Origin of the sequence: Vibrio jasicida CAIM 1864 = LMG 25398 (assembly GCF_000400365.1) — a bacterium.
GTDB lineage: Bacteria > Pseudomonadota > Gammaproteobacteria > Enterobacterales > Vibrionaceae > Vibrio > Vibrio jasicida.
On sequence record NZ_BAOG01000005.1, the window covers coordinates 1 to 12,925 of the forward strand.

The window sequence follows — 12,925 nt, forward strand, 5'->3', positions numbered from 1 at the left end:
AGGTGGGGGTTGTTTTACGTTGAGTTAGGTGCTTGCAACCCCCTCCAACTCCCCCTTTTATCAGCATTGTTTGCCAAGCATTTGAATGTGGTTATCAAGGGGGAGAGTTTTCTTTGCCGCGGTGAGCTCTGTGCTTTCCCAACGTCATTCTGAAAGAGCCTAGGCGAGTATTTAGAATCTACTCGAAACGCGTTGTGATGTTGCATTTTGAATTGAATTTTTCGCGAATGCAGAACCTGTCCCTCCCCTTTGAGCTCGATGTATTGAGATCTTCAAAGTTTGATACAAGGGGAGGTTAGGTGGGGTTGCTGCTTTAAGGCTTTTGACTCTCGCCTCTTCTAAAAACAAAAAATCCACCTCAACCGAGGTGGATTTCAATATTCAAAGCAAATTCAATTAAGACTTTGGCTCTGATTTCGCGTCGAACTTCTCAGACCATGCAGCTAGGATTTCTGCACGCTTACTGCCCATTTGCGCGAAGTCCATCTTCGCCATGTTCTCTTGAACGTTCGGGAAGTTAGACACGGTCGCTTTCACTTCTTTATGTGCAACCACTGGGTACATTTCTACGTAAAGCTCGTTTGCTGCTTTAGAGATTGACCAGTCGACAACACGCTTCGCTGCATCCGACTCTTTTACTAGACCAACGGCTTCTGATTCCCAGCCGATGCCTTTTGGTGTGATTACCGCTAGTGGTGCACCTTGTGTTTTCAGCTTCGCGCCGCGGCTTGCCATCGAAATACCGATAGCCACTTCACCCATACCCGCTTGAACACATGGTTTAGAGCCCGAGTGCGTATAGTGTGCAATGTTCTTATCTAAGTCACGCATGTAGTTCCATGCCTGATCTTCTCCCATGTTTTGTAGCCAAGCAGAAACCTGCATGTAGCCAGTGCCTGAAGAAGCTGGGTTCGGCATTGCAATGTGACCTTTGTAAACCGACTTTGTTAGGTCTCCCCAAGACGTTGGTTTCGGTAGGTTAAGTTGTTTCGCTACCGCTTCGTTGAAACAAACTGCGTTAAAGAACGCATCGTTACCAAACCAAGCTTGGTTTGATTGAGGGTCGTTTAGGTTCGCGTGCAGCTCTCCCAAACCTTTTGGTGTGTAAGGCTTAAGAAGACCTTCATCTTTAAGCAGTGCCATTGACGAGCCAGCAAGACCCCAAACCACTTCCGCTTGAGGGTTGTTCTTTTCTGCCAGCAACTTCGCCGTCATGATACCGGTTGAATCGCGAACCCACTTAATCTTGATATCTGGGTTATCTTTCTCAAACGCAGACTTGTATTTCGCAAGAATGTCAGTTTCGAAAGCGGTGTAAACCGTGACTTCCTGTGCTGCCATTGCATTCGTAGCTAGCAGAGAGACAAGTGCAGCCAGCGATCTTTTCATCAAACGGTTTTTCATCATTTTCTCCAGTTAATTTGGCTAAGTTTTCATTTGGTCTGTACCAGTTGACGATATACACCCTACTGAGCCTTTGTGACGAAATCATGACCATTAAATGGCAGTTTTACGAAAATTTGCGCTGAATAATCGTTCAATTGATCCGCCATTTTCTGGATATTAAAGTTTTATGAAATTGGATATTCGCCTATTTACTGCCCTTTTCTTCCTCGCTAGAGTGAACTCGAAATTTGGTGTAGACCAATTAGCCTATTCTGATGGAAATCGAGATGAAAAACGAATACCTACTACTGACTCCAGGTCCTCTATCTACTTCTGAAACAGTACGTGAAGCCATGCTAAAAGACTGGTGTACTTGGGATGATGAATACAACAAAGACATCGTAGAAGTGATCCGCACTAAGCTTGTAAAACTGGCGACGGAGCAAGACGGCTACACCAGCGTACTAATGCAAGGTAGCGGCACCGCATCAGTAGAAGCAACGATTGGCAGTGCCATTGGCAAAGATGGAAAATTGTTGGTTGTCGACAACGGTGCTTACGGTGCGCGTATCGCTCAGATCGCTGATTATCTAAATATTCCATGCCATGTAGTTTCCCCAGGCGAAACATCACAGCCACACTTGAACGAGGTGGAAACTGCATTGGCATCGGATCCTGCGATCACACACGTGGCGATTGTTCATTGCGAGACAACCACTGGCATGCTCAACCCAATTGAGGCGTTTGCTTCTGCGGCAAAAGCACACGGTAAAGTAGTGATTCTCGATGCCATGTCGAGCTTTGGTGGCATTCCTATCGATATTGCTGAGCTAGGCATCGATTTTATGATCAGCTCTGCAAACAAATGTATTCAAGGCGTGCCGGGCTTTGGCTTTGTGATTGCGAAACAAACTGAGCTAGAAAAGTGCCAAGGTCAGGCACGTTCTTTGAGCCTTGATCTTTACGACCAGTGGCACTGCATGGAAGTGAACCACGGCAAATGGCGTTTCACATCTCCAACGCACACGGTTCGAGCTTTCTACCAAGCATTGTTAGAGCTAGAACAAGAAGGCGGAATCGAAGCCCGTCACGACCGCTACCAGACTAACCAGAAAACACTGGTTGCTGGTATGCGCTCTTTGGGTTTCGAACCACTACTGAGTGATGACCTACACTCGCCAATCATCACTTCTTTCTACTCTCCGACGCACAGTGATTACCAATTCAAAGCGTTCTACACGCGTTTGAAAGAGCAAGGCTTCGTGATTTATCCGGGTAAAGTATCAAACGCAGATTGCTTCCGTATCGGCAACATTGGCGAAGTTTACCCAGCAGATATCGAGCGCTTAATCGGTGCAATTGAAAAAGCAATGTACTGGCAAGTTGCTTAAAGCAGCCTTCTGATTGAGAGAGCGTTATGACTCAGAATATCAAACCGACCCATTTCCGCAGCGAAGGCGATGTCAACACAACACCAGCGCGCCAAGCTTGGAATGCATCGATGGACGACGAACGCACGCAAGCATTATTGAAGCGTGATTCGGAGGTCTTTCTTCATCAAGCCATGTCGACGCCTTGCTTAGATACCTTGGAAGCAGCAGAAGGCATCTACGTCCAAGATGCCACCGGCAAAAAGTACATGGACTTTCATGGCAATAACGTCCATCAGCTGGGCTATGGTCATCCGCATGTGATTAAACGCGTGCAAGAACAAATTGCCAAACTGCCGTTTTCACCACGTCGTTTTACCAACGAGACAGCGATTGAATGTGCTGAAAAGCTCACCCAAATCTGTGGCGGTGAATTGAATCGCGTGCTGTTTGCACCGGGTGGCACATCTGCAGTGGGCATGGCACTTAAACTAGCGCGCCACATCACGGGCAACTACAAGGTGGTGTCTCTGTGGGATTCTTTCCACGGCGCATCGTTGGATGCCATCTCAGTGGGCGGCGAAGCGTGTTTCCGTCAAGGCATGGGACCATTAATGGCAGGTGTTGAGCGCATTCCACCAGCCGTATCTTACCGTGGTGCTTTCCCTGTCGCGGACGGCAGCGACGTGCATTACGCCGACTACCTTGAATACGTGATTGAGAAAGAAGGCGGCGTGGGCGCGTTTATCGCAGAAGCAGTTCGTAATACCGACGTACAAGTGCCGAGCAAAACCTACTGGAAACGCATCCGTGAAATCTGCGACAAACACAATGTCATGCTGATCATCGACGACATCCCGAATGGCATGGGTCGCAGCGGTGAATGGTTTACCTACCAAGCCTACGACATCGAGCCAGATATGCTCTGTATCGGTAAAGGCTTGGGCGGAGGCTTAGTGCCTATCGCAGCCATGGTAACTAAAGACAAATACAACACTGCCGAGCAAATCTCCATGGGTCATTACACTCATGAGAAAAGCCCTATCGGTTGTGCTGCAGCACTAGCAACCATGGAAGCTATTGAGCAAGACGGCTTACTAGATAAAGCCAAAGCCGACAGCCAGTTCATGCGTGAAAAGCTGCTAGAGATGAAAGCCAAGTACCCTGTGATTGGCGATGTTCGTGGCATCGGCATGTTGTGGGGCATTGAACTGGTCACCGACCACGAGAGCAAAGCACGCGCGTATGACGAAGCGGAAGCTGTGTTGTACCAATGCCTCAACAATGGCGTGAGCTTCAAGGTATCGCAAGGTAACGTGATTCAACTCAGCCCACCGCTGATCATCACTCGCGAACAACTGACAGAAGCGTTGGCGATCTTCGAAGAAGCCATCGCCAAAGTGTGTAAAGACTTTAACTACTTCTAACCTCAACAAAAACCAATTTACCCAGAGCGCGGTTCCAACGTGTAGGCAAGCGCTCTGGCAAGCAAGAAAAAGGATTGAACATGAGCAACTCACCAATTCAAGCAGTGATCTTTGACTGGGCTGGCACTATCGTCGATTTCGGCTCTTTTGCGCCAACCAGTATCTTTGTGGAAGCGTTCAAACAAGGCTTTGATTTCGATATCGATCTTGAGGAAGCGCGCGAACCAATGGGGCTTGGCAAGTGGGATCACATCCAAGCTGTGGGTCGTATTTCTGCCGTTGATAAGCGTTGGAATGAGAAGTTCGGTCGCTCAATGACCAGCGAAGACATCGACGCTATCTACGCAGCATTCATGCCGCTGCAAAAAGCAAAAGTGGCTGACCATGCAGAGCCAATCCTTAATGCGATTGAAGTTGTGAACGGTCTGAAAGACAAAGGCATCAAGATCGGTTCTTGTTCTGGTTACCCTCGCGAAGTGATGGATGTGCTGATTCCTGTGGCTGCGGATTACGGCTACAAACCGGATTACGTAGTAGCAACGGATGACCTGCCGCAAGGTGGTCGCCCAGCACCATTTATGGCACTGAAGAATGTGATTGAGCTGAATGTTACCGACGTTAATGCGTGTATCAAAGTGGATGACGCCGCACCGGGCATCGACGAAGGTCACAACGCAGGTATGTGGACCGTTGGTTTGCTGCTTTCTGGTAACGAAGCGGGTCTGACATTTGAGGAATACCAAGCTGCGGACGAAACAACACTTAATGCTGCTCGTGAAAAAGCGCGTGCAAAATTGCTCATGAGCTCGCCGCATTACCTCATCGACACCATTGCTGACTTCCCAGAAGTGGTTGCAGATATCGAACGTCGCCTAGCGGCAGGTGAGCGTCCGTAGTCTTCATTTTCCACCAATAAATGAAAACAAACGCCCCTCACGTGAGGGGCGTTTTTCTTTTTGGCACTATCTTAAGGAGCTTTGGCTTATTGAAGCGTACTTCCATTAGATAGCAGCTTCCTTGTCGGCTCTTGCTCGGTGTATTCGACCGCATCTTGATCCGCGAGCTTATCGACTTCCGCCTGTTCACCCACCACAATCAACACGTGTTGTTTCACCAGAGCGTCGACCACTTCAATGTTGTGCTGACGAAGAAGCGCTCTCACTTCGCTCTCTTTTCCTTCATGATACTTAACAAAGTAACGTGCAGGTTGCTGCTCGGCTTGATCTTGGCGTTCATCCACGAGAGGAAATCCTTGATTGTTTGCCAAGCTGCTTGAGCTCAGTCCGATTGCCAATAGTGCGGTAGCGCCTACCGCAGACAAAGAAAGTAAGGTCAACTTCTTCATAGTCACTCCTTATTGAAAGGTCAGAGTCCAACTGTTGATGGTGCCTGTGTCTCTTCTGGCATTGTCCACCGCTTTAAGTTCCCATGTGCCTTGTGATTCAAAACCAGAGAAATCCGCTTGGAAACTGGTTTTAATGTCGTTTGCACCACCACCCGCATTGTCGTGCAGTACTACTTGACCACCGTCAGGTGACGTTAGCGTGACACGAAGATCGCCAATGTAGGTGTGAGTGATATCCAAGTCGATAGTCACTGAACCTGCATCGCCAGAGCGAGCCACATCTAATGGGCTTACGATACCTGCAGAGCTGTTGTCAGGAATCGCTACTGCATTCGAGTTGGTGTAGCTAGAAGGTGCAGAACCGCCACCTGATGAATCGCCCGAACCGTTATGCGCTGCAACAAGAGAAACACCAGAGTACGCGCTGTAGCCGTAAACCAATACTTCATATTGCCCTGCGCCAGATACGTTCAAGCTACAACTTTCGCCATTACCACCCGCCCATGAACGACAGTCGTAAGTGCTGGTGCTTGGTGTGCCATTAAAGCGTACGTAAAGGTCAGCATCACCAGAACCACCACTCATGTTGAATGTCGCTTGCGTTGCATCCGCTGGGACGTCAAACACGAATACTGTGCTTGATTTGCTGCCGCCAGAAAGCTGCGTTTTCGCCACGCCATTTTCTAGAACGTTGTCGTTGCCAGATCCACCGCCATCTGGACCATTACAGCCAGCGTCTAGGTATTGTTTCGCTGCTTCAGCATTCACAAGACCATGACCTGTGCGGTTATCACGACCTGTTACGTCGATGTCCGTTGCTGTCTTGATCAGTGCGTTACGTACTTGTGCTGCGGTACAGGTTGGATGGTAACTCCACACTAAACCTGCAACACCAGTTACGTGTGGCGTCGCCATCGAAGTACCGTTGTAGTACTCGTAATCTTCACCTTTTGTGGTCGATACCGTGATGTCTTGACCAACATAGCCTAACAGTTCCTGACCGAAGGCACGATCAACCGTTACAGACACAATACGCGCTGCGTTGTTTTGATCGACAAGGAAAGGATTCTGCAAACCCGGTAGCTCAGAGTTACTGTACACAATCGCCGCACTTGCGCCTGCGTTGTAACACGCTTGAACTGCATCGATTTCTGGATAGTTGCCCGGTGATTGGTTACTCACACGCTCGGTCAAACAGATCTTGCCCGACATATCGCCACAGCTGAAGCTGCTACCGGATACATCACAGCTTGCTAGTGTCGCCGTGATGGAACCGGCTACTGGATCAGGACCGTAACTGCCGCCCGATTGGATCAAGCGGTTGTGAGGAACGATGCCACGATCGAACTGGCTAACACCGTTCAAGCGAATGTCTGAAAGCTTACCCTCGCCCACTGTCACCGTAGACAGAATTGCTACACCCGGACCTGCGATTTCAACTTGGTCTGTCGCTTGAGAAAACGCCGCGTGATCACGCTTATCATCCACTGCCGCAACCGACATTACTGAATCGTAAGACGCTGGGTAGCTATGTGCAGTATTACCATCGTTACCCGCAGCAGCAATCAGCAGCACGCCTTGATCATAAATAGTTTGCAACGCGTTTTTCTCCGTCACACTCGACTGGCTACCACCAAGGCTCATGTTGACGACGTTCGCGCCGTTGTCAGCACAAGTTTGTACCGCTTTCACCAAGCTGGATGAGTAGCCCCACCCCGCTTCATTGAACACCTTAACGATGTGCAAATTCACATTTTGGTTTGGCATAACGCCTTTGATGCCTTCCGTGTTGGTAATCGCGGCAATCGTACCTGCTACGTGTGTACCGTGAGCGTTGTTGTTCCCCGGAACACTCCAAGAGCCTGTACCGCTGTCGTTTGTACCCGACACTCGGTTACCACTCAGATCGTTGTGCGCCAGATCGTAACCCGAGTCGATGATACACACGGTGCGATTCCCTGCATTCGAGTCATCCAGAAGCTGAGCGTTCACCGCCTCATAGCCCCAAGGGATAGTCTCACTTAACAGATAACGCGGTGGGTCAATTTCAACGTATTCCACATCGCTGCGGTTACGCAATTGCCCCAATTCCGAGTCTTCTATCTCCACGCTGTAGATCGCGCGGTTTCCTAGCTTTTCCACTTTACGCGCTTTGAGCTGATCTAATACCGACTCTTGCGCGATGCGTGGCCCCCAGAATGAGTTCCCACCCAATGCTGAGGGACTGGACGTATCTTCTTTAAATTTGACGATGTATTTAGTCGGCAAGTTAGATTCGTCGAACCCCGTTAGAGGAGCCGCATGCGCTGACATCGAAAATGTCAGTGCTACTGCAACGGCAGACAATGAAAACAAGCCATTTAATTTAGTTGTTGTGTGATGCATTTGCTCTATTCCTTGTTGAGCTGATTTTTATTCACTTTTTACTCATGAAAAGTCATTCAAACCTCATTAACATGAGTTATTCAGCTATAGGTTATTTGTTAAAAAATCCAAACAATTCATTTTATGAATACATAATTGTTAATAAAAGATCATTTAATAAACAGAAATGGTGAACATTCAAAATCAACCAATTTACTTATAAAGCAATTACTTATTAACAAGAAAAGTGCATGTTAAATTAATGTTGGTGAGTAATTATTCTAGATTTTATAAAATTGTTCTATTTACCAAATCTATTGAAATACGATTGCGGTACCAAAATTGACAATTTGAATAATTAGATATTTGACTGAATAGCGTATTTACCCAGAATGAGGAGAGTTGATGAGATAACTTCTCATCTAAATCATGACGATAATCATTATAGAGAGTGAATCATGAACAAAACCATTACGTTACTTAGTGCATTATTACTACCACTCAATCTTGCTCACGCTGCCGAATCAACACTGTCTCCGGAGATGATCAGTGCTTCACAAGTAAGAAGCACACAAGACAAGCAAACTTACACATACGTTCGCTGCTGGTATCGAACTAGTTATTCACACGATGACCCAGCAACTGATTGGGAATGGGCAGAAAACCCAGATGGCAGCTACTTCACTATTAACGGTTATTGGTGGAACGCACTCTCATTCAAAAACATGTTCTATACCGATACGCCACAAAATGTTATCAAACAACGTTGTGAAGAAACGCTCGATCTAGCGAATGAAAACGCCGATATCACTTTCTTTGCCGCTGATAATCGTTGGTCATACAATCATTCGATCTGGAGTAACGATCCTGTAATGCAGCCAGTTCAGATCAACAAAGTGGTCGCGTTGGGCGATAGCTTGTCGGACACGGGCAACATCTTTAACGCATCACAATGGCGCTTCCCGAATCCGAATAGCTGGTTCTTAGGGCATTTCTCTAACGGGTTTGTATGGACAGAGTACATTGCTCAAGCGAAGAACCTACCGCTCTACAACTGGGCTGTAGGTGGCGCTGCGGGTGAAAACCAATACATCGCTCTGACAGGAGTGGGTGAGCAAGTTTCCTCTTACTTGGCGTATGCGAAATTGGCAAAAAACTACGAACCAGCCAATACCTTATTTACCCTTGAATTCGGTTTGAATGATTTTATGAACTATAACCGCAGCGTTCCAGAGGTAAAATCAGACTACGCTGAAGCTTTGATCAAGCTGACGGATGCAGGCGCAGAAAACTTTCTCCTGATGACGCTACCCGATGCCACGTATGCGCCTCAGTTTAAGTATTCCACTCAAGAAGAGATCGCAACTATTCGAGCAAAAATTCTTGAGATGAACGAATTTATCAAAGCACAAGCTGATTACTACTCAGCGCAAGGTTTAAACATCACATTGCACGATACTCATGCACTGTTTGAAGGCCTAACAGCAAACCCTGAGCAACATGGGTTTGTAAATGCAAGCCAAGCCTGCCAAGACATCAATCGCTCATCGGCAGCAGACTACTTGTACAAACATTCGCTACGTTCTGAGTGTGCCTCTTCGGGCTCAGACAAGTTTGTATTCTGGGATGTGACTCACCCAACCACGGCCACGCATCGTTACGTAGCAGAGAAGATGTTAGAAAGCAGTGATCAGCTATCAAACCACCCTTTCTAAGCGGTCTATTAGAACCTCTCAAATGTTGAGAGGTTCTGTCCTCCAAATCTCTCTTTACATTCATAGTCTGAGATTGAATTAGCAGGCTGAACTCGGTAAGTTGAAAGAAAAACCAGAGGTCAATGTCGTGCTCGATCATCCATTTACTCAACGCGCTCTTGATGTGATTCGCTCGAAATCCGTAGGAGTAGCGCAGTCACATCCTTTCGCAGTGACCATCAACTTTCATCCCGATCGAACCACTTCTAAGGGCGAACCGCTACTTAAAGCAATAGCCCAAGATGGCAAGCTCAAATCCCAATTTGAAACCGGTACAAGCAATGGCGGACTGACGGCTTACGAAGGAGGGGAGCGTTGGCGTTGGGAGCAACGCGTGTTTGATAGTGTTTACGACAATAGCCAACCAAATCAACGCCCAAAGTATGGCGCGTTAAACTTCTCAGGTTCAGAAGTTGGCGCTTCACCAAGATTTGGTTCGAGCTACTTCTTATTGAAACCAGAGATCAGCAAACGAGCAACATTCTGTTATCCAGATAGCTTCTTCGAGCCAGAGCACTTTGCCACCATTGAACGCATTCAACCCTTGTTGGATGAGTTAAACGCACAAGCGCCAGACAGGTTGGACGCCTATATCGAAACTCAAATCCACGGCGATTTGCGCTTAGAGGAAGATATTCAAGTCTTGGTGCTCGATCCTTCATTTAAAGGCACTGAGGTAGAAGGTTACGCTCGTGAGTTACCAGTTGAAATTCGTTGGCACAGTGGTTTTTGTGTCTCAATAGAAGACATCAATCTTTATCCAGATTATCGAGGACAAGCCATTTTAGACATCGCAAATCAGGTTGCAGAAAATGGCATGCTAACGCCACGCATTATTGGTGAAGCAGTAAAAGCAAAAGCGTTTGACGAGCAAGATTTGAAAAAAGTCTGGCACTACTTAGCGCGATTTGGGTTTGATTATCGACAGACTGGGGATTAAAAGCCACCAGCCCATTTGTCGAAATCATCGATCACGTTAAGCTCTTGTTGAGTACGAGGACGCGGATAATACGGCAGAGCAAGTAACTTCTCTGATGGCATTAACAGCCAATCTGGTGACATCTTCATGCGCACCAACTCTTGCTCATCATCGCGGCGAACAAACATGTAATAGCCATCTGCGTGGGTATTGGCGTAACTGGCGATTTGCACAATCTCGCCGCTTGGCAGTTTTATTTTGCGTCCCAAAGGATACAAACGATGCAGCGCAAAGCTCACATGTGCATCCTCTAGATAACCCTTTTTGAATCGAGAGATACCAATCGCAGTCGACGTTGTTCGATGAGACCATCCAGCCAACTTCAGCCCTTTTAGAGAATCTTTGAATGGTTGTCCTTTTGGCTCACCTTCATTGGAGATGAATTGCACCGTTAGCGCGTCACCTTGTTCATCTAAAATCTGCAAGAACTGCTCACCCGTTTTATCTGCCAATAATTTCACGTTACTGCTCCGCCAAAAGGTTTGTGAATAGAGTACTATAAAGCCACCATCGCAAAGTTCAAGCTCATCCTCTCAATCCCTTTTCCCGATGAGTAATCGTCTCTACAACGAGAATGCACAGTGTCGGGTTCTACAAACAGCATTTCGAGACAGACACAAGCAAAAACTATCAGCTTGGGTTTATCTTTTTTATCGCGGGTTTACCATCACTTTTCGTCAATCTTGCTATGATGATTTAGTAACCCTTTAAGGAGCAAATAATGAATCTAAAACGCTATGTTATGTTGCCTATGATGGCAGCAGCGCTATTTGGCTGTGCTCAACACGAATCCGATGACACCGCAAAACTCATGACCGTTAATGTAGGTCCAGAACTGGTGGATTGTGTGGGTGTCGGACCAATGAAATGCATGGTGGTCGATGGTAACTACTTCTATGATCAAATCGACGGTTTTGAATTTGAATCAGGTTCCGAGTACACCTTAAAAATCAAACGCACTCAGCGATTTACCCCAGAGAATGCACCAGCCGATGCGAGCTTGTATCGATATGAGCTGATTGAAGTGTTAGAGAAGCGATAACCATAACGTTCACCACCCATAGAAAAGGAAGTTTTATGTTTGGAAATTGGAAACGAAACCGCCAAATTCGCGAGGTCGCAAAGGACATCACGCCAAAACTAGCACTCAAGTATGGTGAGAAAGCAGATTACTCGAAGGAAGAGATCGATTGGGCGCTGAAAGAAAATGGCAAGACAGATGATGCCTTTGCCCTGATCGCATACGGCATGTTGATTAGCCAAGCCACTTACGTGCCGATGGGCCTAAGCCAAGAGCTAGGTGAACATGCTGACTTCCAATCAGAAGTCTCACTTGCTTTGTTTGACCAAGCGACGGATCTGGTGAGCGTCAGTGCTTTACTGACTTACGCGGAGATTCAAGACAGCCACAAACAACAGCCCGCTACCGATTCGGATGATTTCGATGCTGATGGCGGAGACTTTGGAGGAGACGGCAGTGGGGATGGTGGCGGTGAATAGCATCACGCCAGCATCTGTGGCGATAAGCACCTGAGGCAATATAAAGCGGCGCTAAGTCATCTCAATATTAAACACGAAAAGGCTCATCGCGAGCCTTTAGCTTATCACCTTGGGTAACTTAGTAGCTTCGTTTTGCTTACACCAAGCCTTTCAATTTCGCCAAACCATAAGCGGCGATGGTGACGCAGTCTTTGATTTCACCATCTATCATCATTTGCTCGAACGCTTCAACTGGGAACGAGCGTGTGATCAAGTCTTCCTCTTCACTGTCTAGCTGATTGCCTACTTCAGACAACTCACTCGCGAAGTACACATGGCAAGTCTGGTTTAAGAATCCATAAGCGATGAACTGCGCACCAACGTACTCCATCTTATTGGCTTGCATACCCGTCTCTTCTCGAAGCTCACCTTTTGCTAGCTCAAGATGATCCGCATCTGGATTTGATTCCCAAGCACCTTGTGGGATTTCCCAACAACGTTGCCCTACGGTGTAACGAAATTGCTGTACTAAGTGAATCACGCCGTTATCGATAGCCAGAATCGCCGCACAGTCTGGCTTGTCGACCACACCGTAGATGCCTTCTGCTCCGCTAGGGCGTTGGATTTTATCTTCACGTACCGTCATCCATTTGTTTTGATACACCATTTTGCTGTCGAGCTGCTTGATGTCTGCCATGAGAGTCCTTACTGCTTGATTCTTCGAAATTAGTTATTGGATTAGAAGCCATTCTAACGCTGTTTGCATGTCAGTTTGTAGACGGTTTTCAAATTCAACGCGCTTATTGGTATTCAATATATCC

The 12,925-nt window shown here is 47.1% G+C and carries 12 protein-coding genes; 7 read left to right on the forward strand and 5 right to left on the reverse strand.

Annotated elements, in window-relative coordinates; genetic code table 11:
* Nucleotides 1-396 precede the first annotated feature (396 nt).
* A complete protein-coding gene (locus VJL_RS01975; RefSeq protein WP_038875218.1) occupies nucleotides 397-1,407 on the reverse strand; it encodes a putative 2-aminoethylphosphonate ABC transporter substrate-binding protein in 1,011 nt (336 codons plus the stop codon).
* Between the two features lie 266 nt (nucleotides 1,408-1,673).
* Here VJL_RS01975 and phnW point away from each other — a divergent pair, with 266 nt between their 5' ends.
* The 3 genes from phnW to phnX all read left to right on the forward strand — a co-directional run bounded on the left by phnW (nucleotide 1,674) and on the right by phnX (nucleotide 5,079).
* Nucleotides 1,674-2,777, forward strand: coding sequence for a 2-aminoethylphosphonate--pyruvate transaminase (gene phnW, locus VJL_RS01980; protein ID WP_038875219.1), 1,104 nt, complete (start codon nucleotides 1,674-1,676; stop codon nucleotides 2,775-2,777).
* Between the two features lie 26 nt (nucleotides 2,778-2,803).
* Nucleotides 2,804-4,183 carry an aspartate aminotransferase family protein gene (locus VJL_RS01985; RefSeq protein ID WP_038875220.1) on the forward strand — a complete coding sequence of 460 codons (1,380 nt, stop codon included), beginning with the start codon at nucleotides 2,804-2,806 and terminating at the stop codon, nucleotides 4,181-4,183.
* 80 nt (nucleotides 4,184-4,263) lie between these two features.
* Nucleotides 4,264-5,079: a phosphonoacetaldehyde hydrolase gene (gene phnX, locus VJL_RS01990; RefSeq protein WP_038875221.1), complete on the forward strand. Its 816-nt coding sequence runs from the start codon at nucleotides 4,264-4,266 to the stop codon at nucleotides 5,077-5,079.
* Nucleotides 5,080-5,165: 86 nt separating this feature from the next.
* On the opposite strand, the gene VJL_RS01995 is transcribed toward phnX, so the two are convergent.
* On the reverse strand, nucleotides 5,166-5,528 hold the full coding sequence (locus VJL_RS01995) for a hypothetical protein (RefSeq protein ID WP_038875223.1): 363 nt from the start codon (nucleotides 5,526-5,528) through the stop codon (nucleotides 5,166-5,168).
* Nucleotides 5,529-5,537: 9 nt separating this feature from the next.
* Nucleotides 5,538-7,913, reverse strand: a complete 2,376-nt coding sequence (locus tag VJL_RS02000; protein ID WP_038875226.1) for a S8 family serine peptidase — start codon at nucleotides 7,911-7,913, stop codon at nucleotides 5,538-5,540.
* A 437-nt stretch (nucleotides 7,914-8,350) separates the two neighbouring features.
* Between VJL_RS02000 and VJL_RS02005 the strand changes: the two genes are divergently transcribed.
* Nucleotides 8,351-9,607: an SGNH/GDSL hydrolase family protein gene (locus VJL_RS02005; protein WP_038875229.1), complete on the forward strand. Its 1,257-nt coding sequence runs from the start codon at nucleotides 8,351-8,353 to the stop codon at nucleotides 9,605-9,607.
* A gap of 127 nt (nucleotides 9,608-9,734) precedes the next feature.
* Nucleotides 9,735-10,586, forward strand: coding sequence for a DUF3626 domain-containing protein (locus VJL_RS02010; protein ID WP_038875308.1), 852 nt, complete (start codon nucleotides 9,735-9,737; stop codon nucleotides 10,584-10,586).
* Here the strand turns inward: VJL_RS02010 and VJL_RS02015 are convergent.
* Entirely contained in the window at nucleotides 10,583-11,086 is a 504-nt protein-coding gene (locus tag VJL_RS02015) for a hypothetical protein (protein WP_038875232.1), read from the reverse strand. The genes VJL_RS02010 and VJL_RS02015 overlap by 4 nt on opposite strands.
* Before the next feature lie 260 nt (nucleotides 11,087-11,346).
* Here VJL_RS02015 and VJL_RS02020 point away from each other — a divergent pair, with 260 nt between their 5' ends.
* Entirely contained in the window at nucleotides 11,347-11,667 is a 321-nt protein-coding gene (locus VJL_RS02020; protein ID WP_038875234.1) for a DUF4377 domain-containing protein, read from the forward strand.
* Nucleotides 11,668-11,702: 35 nt separating this feature from the next.
* On the forward strand, nucleotides 11,703-12,125 hold the full coding sequence (locus VJL_RS02025; RefSeq protein ID WP_038875237.1) for a DUF6559 family protein: 423 nt from the start codon (nucleotides 11,703-11,705) through the stop codon (nucleotides 12,123-12,125).
* 136 nt (nucleotides 12,126-12,261) lie between these two features.
* Here VJL_RS02025 and VJL_RS02030 read toward each other — a convergent pair whose 3' ends face one another.
* Nucleotides 12,262-12,801, reverse strand: a complete 540-nt coding sequence (locus tag VJL_RS02030) for an NUDIX domain-containing protein (protein ID WP_038875242.1) — start codon at nucleotides 12,799-12,801, stop codon at nucleotides 12,262-12,264.
* Nucleotides 12,802-12,925 lie beyond the last annotated feature (124 nt).

Coding starts and splice junctions, on each gene's coding strand:
- VJL_RS02030 (WP_038875242.1), bottom strand. CDS start 12,801: ATGGCAGACATCAAGCAGCTCGACAGCAAAATGGTGTATCAAAACAAA.
- VJL_RS02005 (WP_038875229.1), top strand. CDS start 8,351: ATGAACAAAACCATTACGTTACTTAGTGCATTATTACTACCACTCAAT.
- VJL_RS02025 (WP_038875237.1), top strand. CDS start 11,703: ATGTTTGGAAATTGGAAACGAAACCGCCAAATTCGCGAGGTCGCAAAG.
- VJL_RS01975 (WP_038875218.1), bottom strand. CDS start 1,407: ATGATGAAAAACCGTTTGATGAAAAGATCGCTGGCTGCACTTGTCTCT.
- VJL_RS02020 (WP_038875234.1), top strand. CDS start 11,347: ATGAATCTAAAACGCTATGTTATGTTGCCTATGATGGCAGCAGCGCTA.
- phnW (WP_038875219.1), top strand. CDS start 1,674: ATGAAAAACGAATACCTACTACTGACTCCAGGTCCTCTATCTACTTCT.
- VJL_RS02000 (WP_038875226.1), bottom strand. CDS start 7,913: ATGCATCACACAACAACTAAATTAAATGGCTTGTTTTCATTGTCTGCC.
- VJL_RS01985 (WP_038875220.1), top strand. CDS start 2,804: ATGACTCAGAATATCAAACCGACCCATTTCCGCAGCGAAGGCGATGTC.
- phnX (WP_038875221.1), top strand. CDS start 4,264: ATGAGCAACTCACCAATTCAAGCAGTGATCTTTGACTGGGCTGGCACT.
- VJL_RS01995 (WP_038875223.1), bottom strand. CDS start 5,528: ATGAAGAAGTTGACCTTACTTTCTTTGTCTGCGGTAGGCGCTACCGCA.